Source organism: Geoglobus acetivorans, assembly GCF_000789255.1.
Taxonomy (GTDB): Archaea; Halobacteriota; Archaeoglobi; order Archaeoglobales; family Archaeoglobaceae; genus Geoglobus; species Geoglobus acetivorans_B.
This window is the reverse complement of the sequence record NZ_CP009552.1, coordinates 802,504-825,489: the sequence shown is the minus strand read 5'-3', so window position 1 is coordinate 825,489 and position 22,986 is coordinate 802,504. Positions and strand designations below refer to the sequence as shown.

Genomic DNA, 22,986 nt, shown 5'->3' with positions numbered 1-22,986 from the left:
GTCTAACCCTCCTCGAGGGTCTTCTTGTATATGCTCCCGCGGACTTTGAAGTACTCAGGATGTTCTATAACGGCAACAGCATCGCCAGTAACTGGTTTGTACCTCCCGTTCAAGAGTACCCAGCAGGACGTCCTTAAACTCGGCTCAATTTTCACAGTCAGCAAGTTATCTATCTTTATAGTGCGTGAGCGAACCTCTGTAGGTGAAATATAGTCAAATGACGGGCCATCGTAGACTATCTCAGTAGTCTCGAATACCAGAAAGCGACTTATCTTGTATATCCTAATAGGGCCTTTTTCTCTGAGAGTATATACCCAATCCTTTGGATCTGTTGATTTCGGCTCGATTACGTAATTCGTGCTTCGCAGGAAACTCAAAAGGGAGCGATCCTCTATGTATATCTTATACCACTTAGCGTAATTTCTCCCGCTTTCATGGACGAAGAGTTTCAAATACCTCTTGGTGGTTTTTCCATGCTCTGCTACTCCAGGCACGGCTGCCAGCTGTGTTAAAAGAATTGCAGACAGTATTAGAGCCAACCCGACCTTTGCAGCGCGCCTCATTCCACATCACCCCTCCTGAACGACCTCGCAGTCACCGTCGCTGTCGATGAGAACGGACCTCACACCGTTGTTCCTCAGTCTTTCAAGCTCCTTCTGACCGGCGACGTAGAAGAAGTCGGCGACGCTCCTGTACTTCCCCAGTCTTACCAGCTCCTTGATCTCCCTGTGCATTCCGTCCGGGATCTCCACCTTTACGGCACCCATATTTGCACCACCTCTGGTGTTTTAGTACAATTATTGGTGTAATTGGTAGTACTTAAAAGTTTCGATTATGGGATTTAAACACCAAAAACCGTGCTTAAAATCAATAGTTTGTGCTACATATTAAAAAAGAGTAAAATTCTTAATATTGGGTAATGCCCAAAAGAGAGAAAAAAGGACTTATTGACTATCTTGACACTTATGCCCTCAGAATTTTGAAATCAATAGCCGAAGGTGAGAACTCTTTTTATTCTGAAATCATGGAAAAATCTGGTTTGGTTAGATCAAATTTCAATAGGCGATTGAACGAATTGCTAAATCTAAAATTGGTTAAGGTCGAATATGTTAAAGACCCGAATCCTAATGTCAGGAGACCTCGGGCATTGTATTCGCTTACAGAAACAGGAAAGCGCATACTGGAACTGCTGGAGGAAATAGAGAGAGTTTACAAAAGTGGAGTTTCAGAGGATGAAAAGTTTGAGAGGGAGGCTGAAGAACTTCTTTACGATGAAAAATGAAGCCTAAGATTTGTCAAGGGTTATCGTCATAGAGCACTAGTTAAACCATCCGTTTTTCTTTCTCTTCCTCCTTTTATGTTTTCTTTCATAGTACCTTTGTATCACTTCTCTAACCCTGCTATTCTTTCTATCTACGTCGTTTGATACTCTTTTTAAAAGATCTGGTATTTTTCGGGATAGTTCTTCATAGATTGCTATGGCGTCTTCCACTTCATTATCTCCAACACTAATATCAACCTCATAATCGGATTTTTTTCTTAGTTCTTGTAGACTTCCAAATTTATAACTGCTTTGTAAATCAACTTTTTTTAGAATTTCAAGGAGACAAGAGTGCATCAATCCTGATTCTGCAACTTCAGATAGCTGTGGATAAACGCTCGATCCTAATAAATACCGTAATAGCTCATCACGAAGCTTTAAGTATAGTGAGTAGTATACGCGGCTTGCACTTGTTCTTTTTCTGGCTTCATCAAAACGAATATAATTGTTGTCATTCTTGAGTTTTTTTCCGAGTTCGTAGAAGTCCTCGGGACAGAACGTCATATTTCTGCTTACCTTTTTAGAAACACAAATATTTTTTCGAGACTTTCCCGAGAGAACCTCTCTTGGAGCTCCATAATGAGTTCGTCCCATATTTTTAAAAGCTCTTCAGAAGTGTTTACATCAACCTTTATTTCAAGATACGGAATCCAGTCATCTTCACTGTCATCCGGGCTGTATGCAGATAGAATAACTTCCACGACCTTCTCTGGCAGAATCTCCCGTACGGAATTCGCGATACTGTCTCCTAGAATCAAAACATCTTCGCTTATTAGCTTTTCGTTTAGTAGCTCGTCTATTCTTGGCGATTTTTTGACATATATTGCAGGACCTTCTACACTATTTTCAACACCCCTGCCCCCAAGAAACTCTTGGAGTACGCTTGATACTGGTACATTAATCAGATTCCCCCCCACATCCATGGTAGAAGAAAAAATTGTGGCATCATATCGTTGAAAAGACCCGTGTGTTTGTGGTTGATAGAATCCATTTGAAAACATAGTTACATCACCTCTCCTGAGGTTCTAATTCTCCCTGTTCCTTTACGGGTTTCCATGATATCTTATACACCCAATTTAGCCAATAAATTGGTTCATCTGCGCCACTTTTATAATTTATGTTACGAGCTGCCATTACTGGCTCAGCTTCGACTGTGACTTTAAATTTACCTTTACTGGTGTATACCTCATATTCATCAATGGCTGGTTCATGATCTATAATATCTATGAGTTCCCAACCGTCTTGTGGTAGTTCTGGTGAAGCCAATGGTTTATCTTTTACAAGTTCTTTTACCGTTTCAGGAACTTCTAAAGGAGCAACCCCCCCAATCGGTTTTACTGCTATATTGACCCCACCGAAAGGGGAGAAGCCAACCTCTTTGGCATCTATAATCATGATGCTAAGCTTTAGTATAGATCTATCTGAAAGCTTTATAATGCCTTCCTTTCTCATTAAGACATGCATGATTCTAAACTATTTAAGCATTTTGATTGAAACAAAGGTATCTAGCCGTTTTAATTCCGCAAAACGGCAAGCACCTTACCACATAGCGATTTTGTGAGGGCGTAGCCGCCCTCCACCATCCCGACGCTAAAAGCTCCGAGACATCCGTGTTCACTGCAGGGCGTGACCGCCCATTAGTACTCTATAACCTGTATTATATAAGCATTACGTATCTCTCACTCCCATACTGCATGGGGTATCCAAAGAAGGAGCTGGCGATTTTTACATTTGGGCAAGAAGTATGCTAACCGTGCTGGAACCAATCAGTAACTTTTAAGTAAGATTTTAACCACAGGCTGTTAATACATCATATTTATGTAGAGGTGTGACCAATGGCCAGACTTACTCGCAAAAATGCAGCAGAAATCCTATCACAATTGAAAAAAGATCAGCTGAAGGAAATCGCACGAATTTTCGGTCTGCCGGTCTCCGGGAACAAGGACGAGCTGATCAATAATATCGTCTCAAACACCAAGTTATCCGAGCTGGCCAAAGTTCTCGAATCTGAGATCAAACAGAGAGACGAGAAGAGGGAGGCAACAAAAATCAAATCTGAAAATAAGCAGAAAAAACAGGAGCAGGACGTTGATGCCTCGAAGATCTTCAAAGAGATCGTCAGGCTTTTAAGAAAAATCACACCGCCCAAGGTAAAGAACGAAGACGAACTCGAACTGTACGTTCTCGGACTCCTGCAGGGAAAGTTTGAGAGCAGGAAGATAGAGGTGGTACCGCAGACGATAGCAGTCTCAAAGGGAAAAACTACGCAACCGGACATCGTTGTTGGAGGTGCCGTGGCAGTTGAGCTGAAGTACATCAGGGGCTCTGCCGATGCAGATCGCGGAATCGGTCAGGCAACAAAATATGCCAGCATGTATCCCTACGTTGTGCTTTACTATTACGACCCGCAGAAGAGGAGTCACCACAGCAATTCCGCGTTGGCCAAAAACATTGAGCTGATTGTTTACCCGAAGTAAAGAACATCTTTAACCTCGAAGAGATAGAGAAAGTTTAAAAGGAAGGTGTTTCAGAAGAGGAGAAGTTTGAGAGGGAGGCTGAAAAGTATTTGTATAGAGGAGAGGAGGGTTAGCTATTGGATAAACTGACTATACATCCCAAATTTGCTGAAATTGAGATTAATGGGGAAACCCTAGCGATTTTAAATGTTCCATTTATCCAGCAGCCTCCTCAGATGTTATGCTTGCCGTATTCTGTCAGCATGGTGATCGAATTTTTTAAAAGAACTGAAAATCCTAAGCTGAATATACCAAAATTGGACCCAGAGAAATTGGCGAAAATAATGAATTCAGACCCTGAGAGGGGCACTGTTCTTTCAACCACTATGATAAAGAAATTAAACGAAGAAACGGATCCACTGGAATTCTTGATGTATAGGGGCGATCTCAATAAGCTGGACGAGTGTTTTCAAGAGGGGAAACCCCCAATTTTGATTTTTAACGCCATGTATTACCAGACGTCTAATGAAGGTCCCGCGCATGCTACTGTTTTCCTTGGGAGAACAGATACAAAAATCATCACCAACAACCCATGGATGGGTGAGTATTTCATTTACGATCTTGGGAAATTCATGGAAGCATGGGAAATAGAAGGGTACAGGATGCTTATCCCTCGGATAAGGAAAACTAAAAATACCAAACTTGACAATTTTACTAAAGAAGAGGGAGAGGATTGATTATGGATATGATTGCAAGGCCACTGTCTCCAGAACAAATTCGGAATATAGCAAGAGATGTTATTAGGGAACAGATTGGGACAATCCCATCACCTGGTGAGCCAGAGCTGACAAGAACGAAAATTGATAACGTCAGCAGACAAGTTTATATCGTTCCGATAAAAGTGTTTCATCCTGTTTTAATAGCAGACCCTGTAACAGCAAGAGCCAGAAAAATCCGCTTTAAAAATTTAGGTAATGTCGGACAAATCGTTATTGATGCTTTTAATGGAACTGTTCTTCAGAGAACTCATGTAGTTGATTTAAAAAAAGCCGTAAGACGAAAGCTTGAAGAGATTTCAGCAACGGTAGATAAGATTCTTGTCAGGGTGGAGGCACAAAAATTTGCAAGTCTACCGCTATCGGAGCACATCCACACCCCTGTTGAGGATATAATATCAGCTGTAATGTTACTCGACAAAATAAACATCTATGAGCAAATAGATCCGCTTCCTGATGACGAGAGAATAAAGTACATGGAAATTCTTAGAATTTTGTCTGAAGCGGGTCTCGTAGAGATTGTAGATGACACAGTCCTACCGGGCAACATTCTTATAGAACTCGAAAGTAGATTTGAATCACATGAGGATGTACTGAAGAACGCATTGGCTCACTTTTTCGAGGTTGGTTATGAATACATAGATACCATCAGGATAGTGTTGGGGCCGTATTTAGTAATAACCCGCAAAATTTACGAGATCTCTGTTGAATCGGGTGAACTCATCCCGATGGAATTTTCAGTAATAAAGTCACTATTTGAGAAAGAATACGTGCCCAGCCAAGCAAAAATTAAAGTGCTAAAATTGCCGAGGTATTTAGTACAGCTTGAGAGGGTAAATCTTCTGAAGCACACTCACGAGGACGGCAAAGAATGTTGGGTTGGAGTAGAAGATACTTTTAAGAAATTGATGGAGGCTGAAGACATCTCTAAAGTATTGGAAGGTATAGTTGAAACTTCTTTTTAGTATTTTGGCAAATCTTAAGTAAGACCTTCAAAATGTCTCTACATGAATCCGAAAAATCATATTCTCGGCCTGCTTTTCGCCCTGTTGCTCGTAGCGATACAGCCGGCACACGCTCTCGGAGTCCTCAAAATCGAAGCCCCATCGAGCGCCTCTGTGGGTGAGGAGGTCGAGATCAGGGTCGTCGAGACCCTGAGCGGTGATCCTGTCGAGGGCGTTACAGTATATGTTAACGGGGCGGAAATAGGCGTTACGGACGAAAACGGAGTTGTGGACTACGTCTTCGACTCCCCGGGCGTTTACGTAATAGGGGCGACCAAGTTCGGCTACACTCCTGCCCTCGACATCAGCATCTCGGTGGAAGATGTTTCGACGCCTGTCATCACACCGACCGAGTCTCCGACCCAGGAACCGACACCGGAAACTGAAATTTACAGGGGCCTGGTCTTTAAACGGAACATTCTCTCAGAGGTGTTTGAATATACTCTTTCTCAGCTTGAAGAAAACAGCGAAATTCCAGACCTGATAGAGGAGGCCCTGGACAAAAAGCCGATCGAGCCCCTCGCTTTCTTCACCGATGGGCGTCACTACATGATCCTCTACGGAGACCTGAACCTGAAAAAGAGCGGTTATTATGAGATCGAAGGATACAGCCTCGATGCGACGGTGGAGTTTGAAGGGATGGTCTGGACGATGTTTGAAGTCACGGAAATTCGTGAATTGACCCCGGAAGCTGTTGACGTGAGCGACCTCGTGGCCAACCCGTCCAGTTATGCCGGCAAGGAGATAGTCGTAAACGGGCCGTTCAGGGAGGTCGCCTTTGAGATAGAGTCCTTCGGCAAACCCGTCTGCATCGGATCGATCAGCACACTCCCGGTTGACTTCGGACAATTTGCGGAAAGAATCAAGGAGTTTGGAGAGGAGCTGATTAAAGAGCCAGACAGGGAGACCGTTGAGGAGATCACGAAGTTTTCTGGCGTTTCGACCTTCAGGTTTGAAGAAAATATCAGTGGGGTGGGATCATCAACTCAGGCATACTGGAAGGCGGTTAACGCAGAAATAACTGCCCTCACTATTCCCGCAAGCCTGGTAAAGGTGATCTTCCCGGATGAGCTTGGGGAATTCATTTCCGAAAGGGGCATCGTTCTGCTGATTGAGAGGGTGGACATCCCTGCAGAAAGAGTGGCCCTCAGCGATCTGACAGCGAATCCTGGTTATTACAATGGAAGGGTCGTTGAGATACAGGATATTTACTCTGCGGCCACCGACATAAGCATCAAGGACACGCTGGCTGCTGTTTTCCCACCGGCCGCAGGCTCGCCAGTGGACGCGTACTTCGAGCCGATGGCAATATTCAACCTCCCCCCAGACTCGGCGATCATCGGATTCGGCACCACCGGATTCCAGCAGAACTACGGGAGCGTAGACAAACGCGTGAGTGTTGACGCGAAGTACACTCTCAAGGGCGTCGTAATATCGGCGAACGCTATCGATGAGCGCCTTCCGTCAGTTCCAGCCCTTGTTGTGTTTGAGAGATACAGAGGAAGCATCGAAAACGACCTGACAATTCCGTCGGATCAGGCCGAGGAAGTGGTCAAGACGTTCAACCTGATAAAGAACGTCGCCACAGAACTGAAAGGAGAGGAATCCAAAACTCCAGAATTGCACGAGACCCCAGAACCCCACGAAAGCCCTGAACCGCATGAGACCCCAGAGCCCTCAGGAACACCGACACCTGCCCCATCCGAAACCCCAGCACCCCTGCAGGCCCTGACCCTCGAGATCTCCCCGGACAGCATCACGGCAAACCCCGGGGACACCATAAACCTGAGGCTCAGGGTGGACTGGGAGCCGAAGGACTGGAGGGGCAAGGCAGACGTGAAGATCGTCCTCTCGGCGGCGGGCTTCAAGAAGGAGTACGAGCTGCCGGACGTGATACTCGAGAACCCGCCTATAGAGGAGGAGTTCAGCTACACCCTGCCTGCGGACATCCCGCCCCTGACCTACGAGGCGAAGGTAATCGTTGAAGCAGGAGGCCAGAAGGCGGAGGACGGCGTGCAGATAAAGGTTGGGGTGAGTGAGACTCCCGGGTTTGAGGTTGTTCTCGGGCTTGCTGGACTTGTTGGGGCTGTTGGATTGAGGAGGTGGATGAGATGAGCCAGAATGGTTTGGCGATTCTGGTATTATTTTTTATAGCAGGGCTGATCCTCGTTTTATTTCTGGGGCCAGTGATGGATGCAGAGGTGGCTCAGACTTCCCAACACCAGCCCATGTTTAGCATGACTGGATACGGTTGGTATCTGATATTGCTTGCGATACTGGGCTTTATTGCCGTAATTCTTCTGGCAGCGGCAAAAAGAGGTTAAAAATTAACCCACTCCTCCACCACTTTTTTGGCCTCATCCTGCGGCATCATCGCAAGAGCAAGTCCTACGACCTCCTTCAGTGCGGAGAGCGGCAACCCCACCTCGAACCTGTCGATGATCAGGTAGTAGTGCTCACCAGTCCTTTTGATGCTCAGCCTGTTCTCGCTGATCAGCTTGGCCATGTCGAAGCGCATCAGGAACGGGATGTTCTCGGTGTCCTTCCCCTTCTCATTGACCCTGATGATGACGTGCCTCGGCTCCTCGGCCCCCAGCAGCTCCAAACTAATCCCCCCTGATCCACGTGAGGTACCTCTCCGCGATCTTCACGACCTTCTCCGCCACGACCTCGGGATCCTTGAACTGGATCGCCGCCGAGAGTGCCACGGTCTCCCTCGCCTCCCTCAGGGCAACCTGCCTCGCTATCCTCTCCTGCTTCTCCCTGTGCATCTTCTCGATTCTCACATCCCTGTCCCGGGTCATGTTTATGTATATGACAGAAAACAATATGAAGGTGGACGCCAGGGTTTAAGTCATGATGGAAAGGATTAGAACTTATAGTCGAGCATCCCAGCCCCGGCGTCATGGTTTTCCAGAATGCTTTATAAGCCGGCATGAAGTGCGTTTGCGGTGCGAGATTTCCATCGGTTTATCTGCAGCTCCAGCATTTCATGATTTCTCTGCATTCAGATAACTTGGTTCTGTCATGCCTTTCTGCTTTTTTACTTTATTACAAACAATGTTTTTAATTTAGCAAACTATAAGTTAAATTTGTAAAAATGTAAAGGATGTTGGTGAAAGATGTAGACGGGTTAATATTCAGGAAAATCAACAAAAAACCGATCTTGACTATGTTGTTTCTACTTAAATCGGGACCAAAACGCTGGAGTGAGTTGGAGAAGTGGATCAACAAGAGATACTTGCACGAAAGCACAGTAGCACTTATTGATCTTGGTTTAGTTGAGGCGACCATCCTCAGAGACACACCAACAGGTTCAAAAGCCTATAAACTCACCCCACTCGGCCAGAAAATCGTCTCTCTTATCGAGCAGATGGAAAAAGAGTTTGAGGATTATCACAGAAAGGTGAGCCTTCCTGAGGACGCTGGGGAGTTCATAAATGAGCCGCTGGAGGAGGAATAAAAATGTCATCCGAAGACGAAAGGATCCAAAAAATTTGGGAACACTTTTGGAGAAGGATGGATGAAGAACACCAGTTTGGAAGTTTTTTTGTTGAGAGGGTGTTCCAGAAGGCAAATGAAATCTGGAAGAGAACTTCTCCCTATCCTCTCGAGTCCGACACCATGACGATTACTGTAGAAGATGGCATTTTTAAAAGCACTCTGCCGTCATTCGTCTTAGTGGCAGCTCTTGGAGAAGTGATGTTTGAGATCTTTCATGGAATGTTTGAGGACGTCTTCAAAGGAATGGCAAGTAAAATTCTTGAAGAGGCCAAAACCGCTGCAGTTATGGAAATAAAGAAGGACCTTTCTTCTGCAATAATACCCCCAAAGGTTTGTAAAAAATGCAGTTTCCCGAATCCACCGACAGCTAAATATTGCAGTGAGTGTGGAACATATATTGAGGAGGATGAAGATGGTTGAGTTAGTATTTGATATCTCGAAAAAGAATCCGAGACTTGCATCTCCTGTGAGAGGTATAAAGTGTGACTGCGGACACGTTAATCCATGGTATGCTAAATTCTGCCAGATGTGTGGAAGAGATCTTAAAAATGAACTCAGAAAAAAGTACGACAAAATAATAGACGAAATTTACGAAGACATCAAAAAGTCTGATCCCGAAAAAGATTACGTAGATCTCGATGATATTTAAAGTTAAACTGAGCAAAAAAGCCTTAAAATCGCTTGAAAAGCTTGATAACCAGAGTAAAGAAAGAATAAAGCATAAACTACGTTTGTTTGCTAACAATCCTTTTTCCCATGATGTTAAAAAGCTGGTCGGAACAAAGGAACCTCCATTATTCCGGTTGAGAGTTGGAGAATACAGGATTGTTTTTTGGGTTGATTGGGATAGCAAAACGATTTATGTTGAAAGGATATTTCACAGGAGTGAGGGTTACGATGCGTTCTTTGAATAATTTTCGAACTTTCAATTTTCATTTCTGTTCTTCAGAATTTATTGGGCGTTACCTTATTTACTCACAGACCACTGAAAAAAATAGAAGACTATAATAATTCTCGAAATTTCTTACAGACACCTCTCAGCATACTCCTTTATAGCCTTTCTGACCTTTTTCTCCGGCAGCAAATGCATCAGCAGTTCCCACAACTCCATTGCAGACTCTTCTCCCATATCGACCCTTATCTGCTCTAAGTCGAGCTTGTATTTGCCGTTCACTCTCCCGACGTTGTTCTTTAGTGCAGGCTTTCTCGTATCAACGGCGATGGCATGATCTTCTCTTCTTACCTCTCCCTAGGAAAATTTTGACAAAACACTCCTGTGTGTCTTCCCGACTCGGCATTATTAGTTTTGCCATGTGTTTGTTGTACTTGGTGTGTCTTAAGGTGGTGGGTTGTTCTCTTTCTGGTAAATTTTAAATAATTAAAAGTCATAAATTGATGTGATGAGCATAATGGTAATAAGGAATCCCGACGATATTCGGGATTGCGATATTGCGGTAATCCCTGCAGGAGATTTTGACGAAACGCTCTTGAAGGAAGCTAAAATGCACAGCAAATTTGTTGTGGTTTTGGGCAACAGGATAGATCCGGCAGACCCCAACACTGCCGATAGAATTGCAGAAATACTCTCGGATTTCGAGTTATTCGAGTTGATCGTGAATCAGAGTCCCGATCCAATAATTATCTACAATAACGATCAGATACTGTATGCCAATCCAAAAGCAAAGGAATTTCTCGACTCAAAGGATTTGAAAAATACGATTATGGATCGCATACATCCCGACTATCGTGCATTTATCGAGAACGGGATTAAAAAGGTTCTGCGTGGTGAAGAAGTGGATTCGGTCGAGGTACCGCTCATCATGCCCGATGGGGGCGAGTTGTGGGTGGAGGCGAACCCCAGCCTTGTAAATTTCAGAGGGAAACCTGCCATCCTGCTCATCTTCAGGGATATAACTGAAAGGAAAAAGAAGGATGAAAAATTGCGTGAAAGTGAGGAAAAATTCAGGAAAGTATTTGAGAATTCGCCAGATCTCATTGCGATATTGAACAAGGATGGCGTATTCATTGAAGTAAATCCGTCAATGATAAAAAGCCTTGGCACAAATCCCGTCGGAAAATCCGTCCATGATGTTCTGCCCAGAGATGTTGCCGAACGGAGAATGCAGATGGTGAGAAAAGTTATCGAGGAGAATACAGTGGTCTCTTTCAAAGACAGCAGAGATGGAAAATACTTTTTCAACCAGGTAATTCCTGTGGAAATGGGAGGAGAAAGACTCTGCTTGGTAATTTCTGTTGATATTACCGAGTATCTGAGGCTAGGAAAACTATTGAGGACAATTATAAGGGTTCATGAGGCGATAGCAAGGGCAAAAAATCGTGAGGAGCTGATGAAACGTGTCGAAGAAATTCTCGCAGATTACTCTGCGAAAATAAGGAATGAACCTGAGGGCACGTATTTTGGCATTAACTATGGTGAGAGAAATTATGGTTACTTGTGCATGGAGAACGTCGGTGATGCAGAGAAGGAGCTATTGCAAAGCCTTGCAGAAGATCTGGCATTTGCAATAAAAGCGATAGAGGATGCTAACGCGAAAAATGTACTTAGCACACACATATCCGGCAACATTTCTGTTCTGGCACATTTGGTGGACAAGATCAGAAATCCTCTCACTGCCATTCGTGGGTATGCAGAAACACTAATCGATGACGATCAAACGCGAGAAAAGATACTTCGAGCTGTGGACAGGATTGTTGATATTATCGGTGAGCTTGATGACGCATGGGGCGAGTCTGAGAAAGTACTGTATGAGCCAGTCGAGGTTTAAAACAAATTCTCTCATTGTCCAGATGGCAGTTTTTAGCCTGAATCGCACACTTTTAAATTATTCGGAGTTACTGTGAAGCCTTCACATATCTATTGAAAAAATATAAATAATAAATAATGAATAGAGATATACTGTCCTAACCGTGCATCCATGGGTAGTGTGTAGACTTCAGGGAATTGCAGCAGCCTCTCGCATTGTGATGGTCGGGGGATATTCTCTTGAAGGAGCTGGGAATATGGATGAGTTGGTGAAGGTGAAGACGGGCATACCTGGCTTCGATGAGATAATGAATGGAGGCATTGTAAAAAACAGTATTGTACTGTTGGCCGGCCATCCCGGATCTGGAAAGAGCACATTTGGGGCACAGTTTGTCTATTCTGGTGCCCTTCACTATGGTGAACCCGGAATTTATGTTAGCTTCGCTGAAAACAAGAGAGAATTTTACAGGAACATGCGTACCATTGGCCTTGATTTTGATCGGCTTGAGGAAAAGGATTTTAGGTTCATTGAAGCACTCACGATTGCTGATAAGGAAGCACTGGATGCAATTGCAACTTCTATTCTGGAAACTGCCGATGAAATCTCTGCTAAACGTCTGGTCATAGATTCTGTAACTGCATTAATTGCTCTGCTGAGAGAAAAAGAAGTAAGGTCCTTTCTGCATTCAACTTTAACGCGGATAGCCAAATCCATGGGGCTTACCACAATTTTGATTGCTGACATGCCTATCGGGGCTACCACCATCGGCCAGGGTGTGGAGGAATTCATAGTTGATGGTGTCATAGTGCTGGAGTTGACCTCACTTCGAGGACTCACGAGGAGGCTTTTGAGAATAAAAAAAATGAGGGGAGTGCTGATACCACACTCGGCGTACGAGTTCATCATAACTGACAGAGGTGTGAGATTGTATGTTCCGCTGGAACCAATGCTTTCAGGGTCTATTGGGAGAAAAAGACTGTCTACAGGGATACCGGAACTGGATAAAATGCTCGGAGGCGGTTTACGGAAAGGGTCCATTACACTCGTTTCTGGACCAAGCGGTACTGGAAAAACCATGATCGCCTTAATGTTCTGCATCGAGGGTATCGTTAATGGAGAAAAGGTGGTCTACCTGAGTTATGAGGAATCCGCTGAGCAGCTCAAGAACGTCATTCGAGACATGAAGTTTGACCTGGGTAAGCTTGATGACAATTTGAAGATCGTTTCATACAGCCCTCAGAAACTGACACCCGGGTTACATTATGAGTTTTTCAGGAAAATCCACGACGAATTCGGGCCGTCAAGGCTTGTAGTGGACGGGCTGGGGGCTTTAGAACGTCACTATGGCAGGGAAGAGTTTCTGGAGGTTGCAAGAAATTTCGCTTTACTGTCAAAGGCTAAGGGGACGACAGTGGTGATGACTGCGCTTAAAAATTTGGTTGGTGGGGAGATTGCTGAGCTTAGCACCATAGCTGACAACATAATAGCTCTCTGGTTTGAACGCGAGAAAGATGAAATAAAGCGTAGGATTACAATTCTGAAAGAGAGGGGCTCAATACATGATAAAAGAATCAGATACATGGATTTCAAAGAAGGGAGAGTCATAATCCGGTGACCAAAGGATAGGGAGGACATGATATGCACTTTGATAATAACATTGATATTGGTCATGCAACGAAGATACTGGACAGATTGATTACTGATGTTTACGGTCAGGGTTTCCTTGCGATTCTGAACTTTTATTTGAGTTCTGCGTGTGGGAAAAATATCAAAGACCTGAGTTTTTTTCAGAGAACCATACGGGAGCCAATTGAGACATATCGCTGCTTGTTGAATTTTTTCAATGGCAGCCAGGAAATGGTAATAACTTTCTTTAAAACGATTTTTATAAAGTTTTACCAGTATGGTGAGGTTGAAGAAGTCGCAGCAAAGTTTGTACATGCATTAAAAATCGGTGATGCGGAGACCATTATGAAACTTATCATTGGTGCGGTGAAATACCATGAATCTCACAACAACTCCAGGATGAAGTAGGACAGAGCGACTACGGGGAATTGATGTACTTTTCGATTTTTTCTACAAGGTCCATTTTTTTCAGAGGTTTACCGATAACATCCACAGCACCCGCCTCCAGCATTTTATCGCCCTTATGGGATGCGTAGGCAGTAATTGCGAGAACCTTGGCGTCAGGATCGATGTGTTTGATCTTTTTTGTGGCCTCAATACCGTCCATACCTGGCATAACAATATCCATCAGAACGATGTCTGGCTTCAATTTTTTATACAGTTCAACTGCTTCTTTTCCGTTTGATGCAAGAATTATCTCGTAGCGGTCTGAGAGCATGATTTTTAGAACATCCTGAACCATTGAATCATCGTCAGCTATTAATAACACTTTTTTCATTAATTATTTGAATCACAATGATTAAATATATAGTTTTCGACTCTCGAAGGGTGTATAAAATTGTGTATTCAATCATCTGTCCTCAATGTTCATAGGAATAGTTTTTATGGTTAAATAAATTTCATTCTTTAATTTAGGCTAACAGTATGTCATACTCAAATAGAAATTTAATTTAGAACCTCAGGCTTCCAGGCCCACATATTTTTAGCGGGGCTGAAAATTGCCAGGGTTGGGAGGCAATGTAACCCCGCCTGCACTCACGCATAACCGGTATGGAAAACTATATATATGGTAACAGCGTGAACTAATTATTGGTGATTAATAATGAAAGAGTTTCTGAGGCTCTGGGGGATAATGTTTGTAGCCCTCTCTGCAGTGAACTTCTTTATCCTGTCGATTGCATACGGAGGTATGCCTGAACCCAGCACACATCTCAGAGTAATCGGGATAACATTCCTGTCATCGATCGTTCTGGCAGGTCTCGTCGGTGCAGTGATGAGGTTTTCCAGAGCTTTTGGAAAGTCTGAGAGCTTTGATAGAAGGGAAATGGCGTAACCGGATACAGGGGAAACTGATTTCCACATTTTATTTTTCAGTTTTCCCGTTTTTCCATGCGGAGTAATGTTCTTTCTGGGGATGCACTTCGGAAATCAAATCGAAGTTGAACACATCTGATTTTTTAAGGCTGTTCTCAGCGTATCCGAGCTTTTTCATGAGTGCGGCAAGGGCCAGCGTGCTGCTCACGTACTCATCCGGAAGGGATGCACAGTACTTTGGACTGAGGAGGAGTATCTCTTTTACAGTCCGGAAATCGAGCTCTCTTCTTATGTATCTCTCAAGAAACTCTCCGGCATGATCCACAGCTTCCCTCAGGATGTTGGTTGCCCACTCGTGCTTTATGAGAAACTCTCTCAATGTGTCGAAGTTCTCTTCAAAAAAATCCTCCCTCACAGCGATGCCATAGCTCGGATTCCAGGGCCATATATCTGAAGGTCTGCCGCAGATCACCGCTCCATACCTCTTGGCAAGTATTGCAAGGTTGGGCGTTCCGCATACGCCATCTAGTTTACCCTCAGCAAAGTCATCAAGAATCATCTCGGCCCACGGGTAGTTGATCACATGGAAGTCAAGCTCTGCAAGGTAACTTCTCAGTAGGACATCGTGTATGCTTCCCCTCGCAGGAACTCCTATTTTTTTACCCTCGAGGCAATCCGGAAATCTGTCCTCGAACCTTCCCGCAATGACAGTCCCTTCCACGTGTCCACCTGAGATGCAGAATATGTCCACCCCTTTATCGACTGCAAAAATCACTGGAGTGAGTCCTACGTATGCGAGGTCTATCCTTTTCTCTTCAAGAGCCTTTACGATTTCCATGCCAGTCCCAAATATTTTCCACTCTGCTCTGACGAGCCTCTTCGCTTTTAGCATGTGTGACGTGTGGTAGAGTGTGGATAGGTAGCCAATCCTCACTTTATCGCCTCCATGAACCGGTCCCGTATCTCCTCCGGGCTGAGTGGAATTGTCCCAACTCTGGCGTTTCCGGGTTTTGCAAGAGCATGGATAAACATGGTTTCAGGCCTGGAGGCATGGAAAGTGATTTGATCTGGTGTTACGGCTCTGAATGTTTCAAGCCCGGCCGAAATTCCGAGGAGCGAAAGATCTGCCCGGATCGTGGCAGTGGTCTGGTTTCCTGTGCTGCCGTATGCAGAATTATCAATTGCTATTATCTTCAACCCCCCTTCTGAAAGGAGCCCTGCAGTGAATATCGTTGAGGGATTCATCAGAATTGAACCGTCTCCGTCAATGGATACCACCTGTCTGCCTGTTAGATTTATCCCGAGGGCTATTGAAGTGGCAAGACCCATACTGCCGAGCATGTAAAAGTTCGTGGGCTGATCAATCACGTGATACAGCTCCCTGCTCGGATAACCTATGTTTGAGACAACTATTTTTCCCTCAAGAAAGCCTTTCATTCCCTGGATCAGTTCATATCTGGTGTATCTTGCTTTTCCACCGGGCACTTCGACTTTCCTGGTTTCAAAACTTTTCGGTTCAAAGGCAAGGTCTTCACTTCTGCTCCAGATATCCGGTTTGAGCAGAACTGCTGTGATCTTATTCTCCTCGTAAGCTGTGGAGATTGTGTTTTCAATGTCTTCAGAATTGTTGCCATCAAAAACGGTATAATGGATACCGAGTGCATTCAGCATGCTTCTGATTTTTCTGCCCATGGGTCTCTGAGCCTCGATTTTCTCGCCGAACACACCTCTCCAGCTTATGAGTATCGGGAGCGGGAGTCTGTATGTTTCTGTAAGGCTTAAAAGGGCATTTACCATGTTTCCGAATCCTGAAGACTGTATCACCATCAGCGGTTTCTGTCCCGCAAGATAGAGTCCTGCTGAGATTCCTACACCTTCCTCTTCCCTCGAAAGGGGAACGGACTCGAAATTATCCTGAAGTTTTGAAATCAGAAGTTTTATCCTTTCGCATGGCAGATACAGTGTGTGGGTGATACCTGCAGACTTGATTCTGGCTGCAACCTCGTCCTCAATCATTCGATCATCTCCAGATCCTCTTCCTCCTCAACAACGTAATCAGGCTTTGGCTTTCTTATTTTAAAATCCTTTTTCAGGTTGTCAAGTCCTGAGCCGGTTATGTTGACCAGTATTCTTTTACCCGTCAGGTCAAACTTTTCCAGAACTGCCATGGCCACCTCTGCGGCAGGAAAGAGTGAAAATCCATAGGTCTTTTTAAAGAGCTTCCCGGCTTTTTTTGCCTCACTTTCTGTAACGGATATTGCTTTACCTTTCGTCTCTCTCAGAATGTCAAACAAACCTCCTCTATGCTCGTAAAGTGGTTTTTTGTTTGATAGCACCTTGGCGTAAATGACGTCCAGAGGGTCGAAGGAGTATTCAGGTATTTTCCCAGCCCCCTGCGACCATGAATCGACTATCGGTGTAAAAGGTGAATTCTGCGCAAGAACCATGGAAGATGGCTTCACCCCAAGGCGCTTCATACCCTCATAAAATGCAATCACCCCCGTCCCGCTTCCTACAGCCTGGATATACGTGTCGGGGACAAACCCAAACCTCTCGAAAAATGCATACGCAAAAGTTGCAAGTCCATCCCGTCTGGCGAAATTCAGTCCCCCTCCTTCATATTCCCAGCCATCTCTGGCATGTGCAAATCTGTGTGCGAGTTCGGTGGCTCTGCTGTATCCCCCCTTCACCATGACAAGACTCACATTTTCACTTCTCTCTATTTCGAATGTGCAGTCAAACACTTTCTCAGGGACAAACAGCACAACACTGGTATTTTCAGCATACTTTCCAAGCTCAAGAAATGCTGTTGCCGTATTTCCCACGGATGCAAGAGTTATGTTCCTTCTCCACTCTTCAGCATACTTTAACGAAACAATTGCTTCAATTTCCTTGAATGTGCACGTTTTCATCCTCACATCGAAATCTGGAGAATATCCGTTGATGATGAAGTATATCTCGCTTTCATACATTGATGAATACTCCTCACTTTTGAGGATGGCCGGGTAATCCTCATAGCTGAACAGTGATCCGACCGGGAGGTGGTTGATATACCTCCACAAACCTTTACCCTGAGGGCTGAGTTTTTCAAAATAGGTCGTTCTCACGATGGAATTACAGCCATCCGGGCATCTGAGCGTGAATCCATTATCTCTGAACTGTTTGCCACACATCGGGCAGTGAAGAGCATATTTCATTGATTCTATATCTTTTATGAACTGATTTTAATTTTTTCTTTTTTATCCTTCCGCATTTAAGACTCACAATTTTTCGCGATTATTTAATCGCATTTATTTTTATTAAATTAATTAAATTTAATATTATTTTAGAATTAGTTTAATTAAACTTTAATATACTTAGATTTTAATGATTTTATTGCAGTATATACTACACAGTTGTATTTATCACATTTCAAACATTCAATTAATTAAATAATATTTTTAATATTAATCACTTATCGTAAAATAGTCAATTCCACAATTTTTGTAACACACGATCACCATTTCACCCGTTTTTTCATGACTTCGGGTGGTTGATGCAGTTACCCCCCCTTGAACACACCGTATACCCCGTATTCACATATATTTTGGAACAGCCGAAATCCTGAAATCCCCTTTTTTAGGGTTGCCTAATTTATTTCTATTTCAGTAATTGTGGAATAGTTTTATTAAGATATTTTAATATAACTTGAATTACTTTTAGGGTTAAAAATATATGTTTAAGAACATTTAATTCAATCGAAATGTTACTATGAAATAAATTAAAAAATCAAAATAATAATCAAATAATTTAAAGTTAATTATGTTAATAATTAAGATTATCTCAATTTAATAAAACTTGGTAAATTTAATTGGAACGTGAGTCGCAATGTGAGTGTTAATTGGACCGGCAAAAAGGGGATTAAAATTCAGAACAATTCGGGAATGAACGAGCAGCCACCACATCTGGGACATCCGGATTTAAATTCCGGTGGGTGAATCTGCAGATCACCGAGCGTTTCTTCAATTTTTTCGAGCAGATTTGTGTGATAATTCAGGTCTGGTGGTCCGCGTTCTTCTCCAGGTGGAGGCCTGTACGGAGCTATGAACGGGTAAACAGCCATGCTGAGCATTGTTTCAAGACCTCTGGTTATGCTGTCGGGTCTCTCTCCGAGCCCGGTTAGGAGCCATGACGAAACATTCCATTCTCCAAACACGCCAATGGCAGTTTTCCACGCATCAAGGTAGTCATCGAGGGATAATTTTCCTGGAATGACCTTTGGTCTGATCTCATCGTCAAATACCTCAACGTGTATCCCGATCGTGTCTGCACCGCTTTCATACAGTCTCTCTATCCAGTGCCGGTTTACAGGTTCGATTTGAACATGAACTGGAATATCCACTTCTTTTTTTATTGCTTTAACTGCTGCTGCAAGAAGTTCGGCACCCCTGTCTGTCGTGTTCACGGTTCCCGTTGTCAGTGTGAGATGCCTTTTCCTGTCCTTTTCATGGGCTATTTTTACGGCCTGAGCCAGCAGTTCCGGATCCTTCATGTCTATGGATTCTTTAAGCCCCTTCTGAATGTTACAGAATGAACATTTTTTGCCGAGTTCCCAGTGGATGCATTTTCTTGAAACTGCAGAAACAAGGGTGTCGTATCCATCCAAAGCAACATATCTCTCTGCTGGAACACCTCCAATATTCGTCCCGTAATAGCCCGGCTCAGGGTATTCCACATAACCTATCCTGTGTTCAAACTCGTAAAGGACATATTTTTCGCCATCCTGAATGATTTTGAATGGCGAGTTTCTGGCGTAGCTCTGCCGTACTGGTGCTGATACTACTGATTTCTCCACTCTGAATCCAACTCCTCCATTCGGCCCGCCGCCGCCTTTCCTTAGTGGGCCCCTTGGACTTCTCACTCCAAGGATTAGGAGCTTCAGCTTCAGTTCGGGATCAAGCATAGACCATCACAGCCCCGTCTGGATCGTCTGCAAAACCAAGCGATGCTATCGCCCCTATCACACCTCTCTTGCCCGTTATCTCCACCACCTGTATGTTTAGCTTCTCAGCGACTTTCATGGCCTCGTCAATCTGCACCACCCTGCTCTTTGCATTCTCCGCGTATTTCTTCAACTCATCCGGGATGAGGACTTTATCCCACACAGCCATGGCAGTTTCGTCGCTTAGAGTGGTCTCTCTGAGCCGCGTGGCGAATTCAGATACGAGCTTTTCTTTGTTTTCTGTTGCGAATGTTACTGCAATTGAAACGCAGTTCGTCGTTTTCTCCGGTGTTCTGGTGTAGAGCTGCACGATTGCATGGGACAGGTAGTGACCGAAGCCATCCTGCTCGAGGGCATGCGCTATCTCGTTTGCCAGCGCCCAAGTGGCTCCTCCTTCCCTGCTGTCCGTGTCATCAATGCCTATGACAACCTTTCTGTAAGGTTTTAACCTTATTTTTGCTCTGCCGAGTTCAGCCCCACCTCCGAGATTGATAATTTCAATACCGTCAACCCCCTCGGCAAGACCTCTGCAAACAGTTGCGGCAATTCCTCCACCCGCAAGACCCGAATATGTTATCTCTATACTACTGTCTTTAATTATGGCTGACTCGATTCCGGCCCCGGCAATTCCGGGTATCAGTCTCAGCTCTGTCTCGCCTTTTTTCAGCACGAAAATGTTTCTTGCGCCTTCTCTTCTTGCGGATATTATCAGGTCGCTCACTCTCGGATAATGATAAATCTCCCATGCAGACCCACCAATGCACTTTCCCCTCGCATGGTATTCGTGAAGCTCGATAAACTCTCCATCGGTCACTGCTACAAGCTTCCTGTAGGGTGAGATCCACGGAATTTTACCGTATTTTTCCGTCAATTCATTTTTACTCAGGAAGTTCACCTGCACCACCTTTACGTGCTGACAGCTATTGATTAGTATCCTTACTGCGACTAAATAAAACTTGGGCATCATTTCAGAAAGACTTAGAACCTGGATGTAAATTTTTCAGGTAGAAACATACTTGTCGAATTGGACAGGGAGGCTAAAACCTGAAAAAGTTTATTTTACTGCAATACTTTCAGACTGGAAGGAGGTGAACATAATGCAGGTCATGCTAAGCTCGGATCTGATGGGGAAAGTAGAGGATGTCAGCGAATATGATGTGATAATTATCGGTGCAGGACCCGCAGGGCTGACTGCGGCCATATATTCGGCGAGATACGGTCTGAAGACTGCTTTTTTCGAAAGCGTGGACCCTGTTTCCCAGCTTTCCTTAACACCCTGGATTGAAAACTATCCCGGGTACGAGGGAAGCGGATTTGAGCTTCTTGAGAGGATGAAGAACCAGGCACTTAAATTCGGAGCGGTGCACAAATTTGAGAACGTGGAAAGGGTGAGAAAAGCGAACGGAAAATTCGAGGTTGTTGCCGATGGCGGAACATATTATGCCCGGGCCATCATCATCGCTACGGGTGGAAAACATAAGGAACTCGGAGTTCCCGGAGAGAGGGAGTTTGTGGGCAGGGGAGTGAGTTACTGTGCAACTTGTGACGGCCACTTCTTCAGGGGGAAGAAGGTTCTCGTTGTTGGTGGTGGGAACACTGCCCTGACCGATGCGATTTACCTTAAAGAAACGGGATGTGATGTAACGCTCGTGCATAGAAGGGACGAACTGAGGGCTGATAGAGCTTTGCAGGAAGAGTTTTTCAAACGGGAGATCCCAGTAATCTGGAACAGCGTAGTCGAAAGAATTGAGGGGGGTGAGAAGGTAGAGAAGGTTGTTTTGCTCAACAGAGCTACCGGGGAGGAGCAGGTTGTTGAGGTTGATGGCATCTTCATTGCGGTGGGTATCAGGCCAGCAACTGACATCGTAATGGATCTGGGAGTGGAACGGGACTCGGCCGGATACATCAGAGTGGATAGGAAGCAGAGAACAAATGTGGATGGGGTCTATGCAGCAGGTGACTGCACAGAGAACCCTCTGAAGCAGGTGGTAACCGCATGTGCTGAAGGGGCAATTGCGGCAAATTCAGCCTTCGAGTACATTAAAATGATGAAAAGCTAACCGACCCTCGTAATCTTCAGATGTGCTTCGTAAAGTCTGTCTGCGATGTCTAAGATGATATCATAATCCTTTATTTTTCTTAGTCTTTCTGGTATGCCCTCTATACCTGTTTCAGCCCCCTTCAGCGTACCTGAAATCGCAGCAACAGTGTCGGCATCGCCTCCAGCATTTACGGCCCGTATAACTGCCTGCTCGAAATTTTTAGATGAAAAGAAGCAGTAAAATGCGAAGGGTATCGATTCAAATGCCATGATTGAATTTCCCAGCTCTTTTATTGCCTTTTCCAGTCCTGATTTTCGTATCTGGTATGCATATTCTATCTTTTCAGCAACAAGCGTGTCGTATTTCTCTGCTCTTCTGACCACCTCGCTTACCAGTTCTTCGTCTTCATTTGCGGCACAGGCAACCCCGATGGCAACGGCAACACATCCTGCAATTGCCGCGGAGCCTTTGTGCGTTATCGACGAGGCAATAACAGCATAATCCTCTACGAGGTTATAGTTGTGATTGTACAGAAGGCCAATGGGCGCAACTCGCATGGCTGAACCGTTTGTGTCAGAGTTTATTCCGCTCTCTCTCCAGGAATACCCCTGCCTCAGCAGGCGGATCGCCTGTGAAGATGTGGGTCCGAATCTGTGGCTTATGCTCAGCCCTGCCAGTTTTTCCGCAAAATTTTCCGGAGAGAAGTACACGGTTTCCAAAAGTGATTCTGCAAGAATCAATGCCTGGGCGGTATCGTCCGTCCACTCGCCTTCTGATAACCCGTCCTCAGACGGCATGAAGTCCCTGATCTCGCCAAATCTCTGTTTGATTTCCTCGTAAGTCATGCCTTCGACAGGCATGCCAAGAGCATCACCTATTGCGAGGCCAAGTAAACTGCCCCTGAAATTGGATTGCACGACTGAATGTAAAATCCGGATTATTTATGTCTTTTTGGCCATAAGTATTAAATACAGCACCTGAGGTAGAGACTGTGAAGCGGGGTGGGGTAGTCAGGTAATCCCGGCGGGCTCATAACCCGCAGATCCGTGGTTCAAATCCACGCCCCGCTATAATCCCTAAAATCACCCCACCTCGATGTAGGCTCAAATTCCAAGCTACGGTCTCGCTCTGGAATTTTGAGCTTGCTTTTCAATTCTGATGCGTGTTTACTCCCTGCTCTGCAGTCATGGGCTACCA

Annotated in this window: 30 protein-coding genes and 1 tRNA gene; 16 read left to right on the top strand and 15 right to left on the bottom strand. The window is 44.6% G+C overall.

Annotation, left to right across the window (positions count from 1 at the left end; all coding sequences use genetic code 11):
- Nucleotides 1-2 precede the first annotated feature (2 nt).
- Together GACE_RS04865 and GACE_RS04860 are read right to left on the bottom strand one after the other, a co-directional pair.
- Complete coding sequence (locus GACE_RS04865; RefSeq protein WP_148305932.1) at nt 3-563, bottom strand: hypothetical protein; 561 nt, start codon at nt 561-563, stop codon at nt 3-5.
- Nucleotides 564-569: 6 nt separating this feature from the next.
- Entirely contained in the window at nt 570-767 is a 198-nt protein-coding gene (locus GACE_RS04860; RefSeq protein WP_048091647.1) for a hypothetical protein, read from the bottom strand.
- Nucleotides 768-919: 152 nt separating this feature from the next.
- Here GACE_RS04860 and GACE_RS04855 point away from each other — a divergent pair, with 152 nt between their 5' ends.
- A complete protein-coding gene (locus tag GACE_RS04855) occupies nt 920-1,282 on the top strand; it encodes a winged helix-turn-helix domain-containing protein (protein WP_048091645.1) in 363 nt (120 codons plus the stop codon).
- Between the two features lie 36 nt (nt 1,283-1,318).
- Here GACE_RS04855 and GACE_RS04850 read toward each other — a convergent pair whose 3' ends face one another.
- From GACE_RS04850 to GACE_RS04840, 3 genes are read right to left on the bottom strand one after another with little or no spacing between them, the layout of a single operon-like run.
- A complete protein-coding gene (locus GACE_RS04850; protein ID WP_048091643.1) occupies nt 1,319-1,825 on the bottom strand; it encodes a hypothetical protein in 507 nt (168 codons plus the stop codon).
- An 8-nt stretch (nt 1,826-1,833) separates the two neighbouring features.
- Nucleotides 1,834-2,322 carry a hypothetical protein gene (locus GACE_RS04845; RefSeq protein WP_148305931.1) on the bottom strand — a complete coding sequence of 163 codons (489 nt, stop codon included), beginning with the start codon at nt 2,320-2,322 and terminating at the stop codon, nt 1,834-1,836.
- 7 nt (nt 2,323-2,329) lie between these two features.
- Nucleotides 2,330-2,773 (bottom strand): hypothetical protein, encoded by a 444-nt coding sequence (locus tag GACE_RS04840; protein ID WP_202962749.1) that lies wholly within the window; start codon nt 2,771-2,773, stop codon nt 2,330-2,332.
- 383 nt (nt 2,774-3,156) lie between these two features.
- On the opposite strand from GACE_RS04840, the gene GACE_RS04835 reads away from it, so the two are divergent.
- The 5 genes from GACE_RS04835 (at nt 3,157) to GACE_RS04815 (ending at nt 7,881) form a co-directional block, all read left to right on the top strand.
- Nucleotides 3,157-3,798: an SAP domain-containing protein gene (locus tag GACE_RS04835; RefSeq protein WP_048091637.1), complete on the top strand. Its 642-nt coding sequence runs from the start codon at nt 3,157-3,159 to the stop codon at nt 3,796-3,798.
- Between the two features lie 116 nt (nt 3,799-3,914).
- On the top strand, nt 3,915-4,514 hold the full coding sequence (locus GACE_RS04830; protein ID WP_048091635.1) for a hypothetical protein: 600 nt from the start codon (nt 3,915-3,917) through the stop codon (nt 4,512-4,514).
- Between the two features lie 2 nt (nt 4,515-4,516).
- Entirely contained in the window at nt 4,517-5,518 is a 1,002-nt protein-coding gene (locus tag GACE_RS04825) for a hypothetical protein (RefSeq protein WP_048091634.1), read from the top strand.
- A 42-nt stretch (nt 5,519-5,560) separates the two neighbouring features.
- Nucleotides 5,561-7,672, top strand: a complete 2,112-nt coding sequence (locus tag GACE_RS04820) for a PGF-CTERM sorting domain-containing protein (RefSeq protein WP_048091632.1) — start codon at nt 5,561-5,563, stop codon at nt 7,670-7,672.
- Complete coding sequence (locus GACE_RS04815) at nt 7,660-7,881, top strand: hypothetical protein (protein WP_148305930.1); 222 nt, start codon at nt 7,660-7,662, stop codon at nt 7,879-7,881. Before GACE_RS04820 ends, GACE_RS04815 begins: the two co-directional genes overlap by 13 nt.
- On the opposite strand, the gene GACE_RS04810 is transcribed toward GACE_RS04815, so the two are convergent.
- Complete coding sequence (locus GACE_RS04810) at nt 7,878-8,162, bottom strand: hypothetical protein (RefSeq protein WP_048091628.1); 285 nt, start codon at nt 8,160-8,162, stop codon at nt 7,878-7,880. The genes GACE_RS04815 and GACE_RS04810 overlap by 4 nt on opposite strands.
- A 1-nt stretch (nt 8,163) precedes the next feature.
- Nucleotides 8,164-8,361, bottom strand: coding sequence for a hypothetical protein (locus GACE_RS11670; RefSeq protein WP_048091626.1), 198 nt, complete (start codon nt 8,359-8,361; stop codon nt 8,164-8,166).
- A gap of 305 nt (nt 8,362-8,666) precedes the next feature.
- Here GACE_RS11670 and GACE_RS04800 point away from each other — a divergent pair, with 305 nt between their 5' ends.
- Genes GACE_RS04800 through GACE_RS04785 form a run of 4 tightly spaced genes read left to right on the top strand, consistent with a single transcriptional unit; the run spans nt 8,667 to nt 9,975 of the window.
- Nucleotides 8,667-9,020: a winged helix-turn-helix transcriptional regulator gene (locus GACE_RS04800; protein ID WP_048091624.1), complete on the top strand. Its 354-nt coding sequence runs from the start codon at nt 8,667-8,669 to the stop codon at nt 9,018-9,020.
- Nucleotides 9,021-9,022: 2 nt separating this feature from the next.
- Entirely contained in the window at nt 9,023-9,481 is a 459-nt protein-coding gene (locus GACE_RS04795; RefSeq protein ID WP_048091622.1) for a zinc ribbon domain-containing protein, read from the top strand.
- Nucleotides 9,474-9,710 (top strand): hypothetical protein, encoded by a 237-nt coding sequence (locus tag GACE_RS04790; protein WP_048091621.1) that lies wholly within the window; start codon nt 9,474-9,476, stop codon nt 9,708-9,710. The genes GACE_RS04795 and GACE_RS04790 overlap by 8 nt, the downstream gene beginning before the upstream one ends.
- Entirely contained in the window at nt 9,700-9,975 is a 276-nt protein-coding gene (locus tag GACE_RS04785) for a type II toxin-antitoxin system RelE/ParE family toxin (protein WP_048091619.1), read from the top strand. The genes GACE_RS04790 and GACE_RS04785 overlap by 11 nt, the downstream gene beginning before the upstream one ends.
- A gap of 110 nt (nt 9,976-10,085) precedes the next feature.
- Here the strand turns inward: GACE_RS04785 and GACE_RS11665 are convergent, their stop codons facing one another.
- Nucleotides 10,086-10,235, bottom strand: a complete 150-nt coding sequence (locus GACE_RS11665) for a hypothetical protein (RefSeq protein ID WP_158413807.1) — start codon at nt 10,233-10,235, stop codon at nt 10,086-10,088.
- Nucleotides 10,236-10,461: 226 nt separating this feature from the next.
- Between GACE_RS11665 and GACE_RS04780 the strand changes: the two genes are divergently transcribed.
- The 3 genes from GACE_RS04780 to GACE_RS04770 all read left to right on the top strand — a co-directional run bounded on the left by GACE_RS04780 (nt 10,462) and on the right by GACE_RS04770 (nt 13,860).
- Nucleotides 10,462-11,847: a PAS domain S-box protein gene (locus GACE_RS04780; protein WP_048091618.1), complete on the top strand. Its 1,386-nt coding sequence runs from the start codon at nt 10,462-10,464 to the stop codon at nt 11,845-11,847.
- A 235-nt stretch (nt 11,848-12,082) separates the two neighbouring features.
- Nucleotides 12,083-13,441 (top strand): ATPase domain-containing protein, encoded by a 1,359-nt coding sequence (locus GACE_RS04775; RefSeq protein WP_158413806.1) that lies wholly within the window; start codon nt 12,083-12,085, stop codon nt 13,439-13,441.
- Nucleotides 13,442-13,464: 23 nt separating this feature from the next.
- Entirely contained in the window at nt 13,465-13,860 is a 396-nt protein-coding gene (locus GACE_RS04770; RefSeq protein ID WP_048091616.1) for a hypothetical protein, read from the top strand.
- Nucleotides 13,861-13,870: 10 nt separating this feature from the next.
- Here GACE_RS04770 and GACE_RS04765 read toward each other — a convergent pair whose 3' ends face one another.
- Complete coding sequence (locus GACE_RS04765) at nt 13,871-14,230, bottom strand: response regulator (protein ID WP_048091614.1); 360 nt, start codon at nt 14,228-14,230, stop codon at nt 13,871-13,873.
- Between the two features lie 324 nt (nt 14,231-14,554).
- Here GACE_RS04765 and GACE_RS04760 point away from each other — a divergent pair, with 324 nt between their 5' ends.
- On the top strand, nt 14,555-14,785 hold the full coding sequence (locus GACE_RS04760; protein WP_048091612.1) for a hypothetical protein: 231 nt from the start codon (nt 14,555-14,557) through the stop codon (nt 14,783-14,785).
- A gap of 30 nt (nt 14,786-14,815) precedes the next feature.
- On the opposite strand, the gene GACE_RS04755 is transcribed toward GACE_RS04760, so the two are convergent.
- The 5 genes from GACE_RS04755 to mmp11 all read right to left on the bottom strand — a co-directional run bounded on the left by GACE_RS04755 (nt 14,816) and on the right by mmp11 (nt 20,714).
- Nucleotides 14,816-15,700 (bottom strand): ABC transporter substrate-binding protein, encoded by an 885-nt coding sequence (locus GACE_RS04755; protein WP_148305927.1) that lies wholly within the window; start codon nt 15,698-15,700, stop codon nt 14,816-14,818.
- On the bottom strand, nt 15,697-16,782 hold the full coding sequence (comD, locus tag GACE_RS04750) for a sulfopyruvate decarboxylase subunit alpha (RefSeq protein WP_048091608.1): 1,086 nt from the start codon (nt 16,780-16,782) through the stop codon (nt 15,697-15,699). The genes GACE_RS04755 and comD overlap by 4 nt, the downstream gene beginning before the upstream one ends.
- On the bottom strand, nt 16,779-17,963 hold the full coding sequence (locus tag GACE_RS04745) for a pyridoxal-phosphate dependent enzyme (protein WP_048091606.1): 1,185 nt from the start codon (nt 17,961-17,963) through the stop codon (nt 16,779-16,781). The genes comD and GACE_RS04745 overlap by 4 nt, the downstream gene beginning before the upstream one ends.
- 710 nt (nt 17,964-18,673) lie before the next feature.
- The gene (locus GACE_RS04740; protein WP_048091604.1) at nt 18,674-19,708 is read right to left on the bottom strand and encodes a radical SAM protein; all 1,035 of its coding nucleotides are present in this window, start codon (nt 19,706-19,708) and stop codon (nt 18,674-18,676) included.
- Nucleotides 19,701-20,714, bottom strand: a complete 1,014-nt coding sequence (mmp11, locus tag GACE_RS04735) for a methanogenesis marker protein 11 (RefSeq protein WP_052400224.1) — start codon at nt 20,712-20,714, stop codon at nt 19,701-19,703. Before mmp11 ends, GACE_RS04740 begins: the two co-directional genes overlap by 8 nt.
- Nucleotides 20,715-20,844: 130 nt before the next feature.
- Between mmp11 and trxB the strand changes: the two genes are divergently transcribed.
- Nucleotides 20,845-21,807 carry a thioredoxin-disulfide reductase gene (gene trxB, locus GACE_RS04730; protein WP_048093666.1) on the top strand — a complete coding sequence of 321 codons (963 nt, stop codon included), beginning with the start codon at nt 20,845-20,847 and terminating at the stop codon, nt 21,805-21,807.
- On the opposite strand, the gene GACE_RS04725 is transcribed toward trxB, so the two are convergent.
- Nucleotides 21,804-22,706 carry an ADP-ribosylglycohydrolase family protein gene (locus tag GACE_RS04725; protein WP_048091603.1) on the bottom strand — a complete coding sequence of 301 codons (903 nt, stop codon included), beginning with the start codon at nt 22,704-22,706 and terminating at the stop codon, nt 21,804-21,806. The genes trxB and GACE_RS04725 overlap by 4 nt on opposite strands.
- Nucleotides 22,707-22,784: 78 nt before the next feature.
- Between GACE_RS04725 and GACE_RS04720 the strand changes: the two genes are divergently transcribed.
- A tRNA-Met gene (locus GACE_RS04720) sits at nt 22,785-22,859 on the top strand.
- The last annotated feature ends 127 nt before the right edge of the window (nt 22,860-22,986 follow it).

Bases quoted from the DNA above. Each gene is read 5' to 3' on its own strand.
- GACE_RS04820 (WP_048091632.1), top strand. From the start codon at position 5,561: ATGAATCCGAAAAATCATATTCTCGGCCTGCTTTTCGCCCTGTTGCTC.
- GACE_RS04790 (WP_048091621.1), top strand. From the start codon at position 9,474: ATGGTTGAGTTAGTATTTGATATCTCGAAAAAGAATCCGAGACTTGCA.
- GACE_RS04800 (WP_048091624.1), top strand. From the start codon at position 8,667: ATGTTGGTGAAAGATGTAGACGGGTTAATATTCAGGAAAATCAACAAA.
- GACE_RS04795 (WP_048091622.1), top strand. From the start codon at position 9,023: ATGTCATCCGAAGACGAAAGGATCCAAAAAATTTGGGAACACTTTTGG.
- comD (WP_048091608.1), bottom strand. From the start codon at position 16,782: ATGATTGAGGACGAGGTTGCAGCCAGAATCAAGTCTGCAGGTATCACC.
- GACE_RS11670 (WP_048091626.1), bottom strand. From the start codon at position 8,361: ATGACCCGGGACAGGGATGTGAGAATCGAGAAGATGCACAGGGAGAAG.
- GACE_RS04865 (WP_148305932.1), bottom strand. From the start codon at position 563: ATGAGGCGCGCTGCAAAGGTCGGGTTGGCTCTAATACTGTCTGCAATT.
- GACE_RS04785 (WP_048091619.1), top strand. From the start codon at position 9,700: ATGATATTTAAAGTTAAACTGAGCAAAAAAGCCTTAAAATCGCTTGAA.
- GACE_RS04765 (WP_048091614.1), bottom strand. From the start codon at position 14,230: ATGAAAAAAGTGTTATTAATAGCTGACGATGATTCAATGGTTCAGGAT.
- GACE_RS04745 (WP_048091606.1), bottom strand. From the start codon at position 17,963: ATGAAATATGCTCTTCACTGCCCGATGTGTGGCAAACAGTTCAGAGAT.
- GACE_RS04740 (WP_048091604.1), bottom strand. From the start codon at position 19,708: ATGCTTGATCCCGAACTGAAGCTGAAGCTCCTAATCCTTGGAGTGAGA.
- GACE_RS04855 (WP_048091645.1), top strand. From the start codon at position 920: ATGCCCAAAAGAGAGAAAAAAGGACTTATTGACTATCTTGACACTTAT.
- GACE_RS04860 (WP_048091647.1), bottom strand. From the start codon at position 767: ATGGGTGCCGTAAAGGTGGAGATCCCGGACGGAATGCACAGGGAGATC.
- GACE_RS04845 (WP_148305931.1), bottom strand. From the start codon at position 2,322: ATGTTTTCAAATGGATTCTATCAACCACAAACACACGGGTCTTTTCAA.
- mmp11 (WP_052400224.1), bottom strand. From the start codon at position 20,714: ATGATGCCCAAGTTTTATTTAGTCGCAGTAAGGATACTAATCAATAGC.
- trxB (WP_048093666.1), top strand. From the start codon at position 20,845: ATGCAGGTCATGCTAAGCTCGGATCTGATGGGGAAAGTAGAGGATGTC.
- GACE_RS04780 (WP_048091618.1), top strand. From the start codon at position 10,462: ATGAGCATAATGGTAATAAGGAATCCCGACGATATTCGGGATTGCGAT.
- GACE_RS04850 (WP_048091643.1), bottom strand. From the start codon at position 1,825: ATGACGTTCTGTCCCGAGGACTTCTACGAACTCGGAAAAAAACTCAAG.
- GACE_RS04835 (WP_048091637.1), top strand. From the start codon at position 3,157: ATGGCCAGACTTACTCGCAAAAATGCAGCAGAAATCCTATCACAATTG.
- GACE_RS04825 (WP_048091634.1), top strand. From the start codon at position 4,517: ATGGATATGATTGCAAGGCCACTGTCTCCAGAACAAATTCGGAATATA.
- GACE_RS04760 (WP_048091612.1), top strand. From the start codon at position 14,555: ATGAAAGAGTTTCTGAGGCTCTGGGGGATAATGTTTGTAGCCCTCTCT.
- GACE_RS04840 (WP_202962749.1), bottom strand. From the start codon at position 2,773: ATGAGAAAGGAAGGCATTATAAAGCTTTCAGATAGATCTATACTAAAG.
- GACE_RS04770 (WP_048091616.1), top strand. From the start codon at position 13,465: ATGCACTTTGATAATAACATTGATATTGGTCATGCAACGAAGATACTG.
- GACE_RS04775 (WP_158413806.1), top strand. From the start codon at position 12,083: ATGGATGAGTTGGTGAAGGTGAAGACGGGCATACCTGGCTTCGATGAG.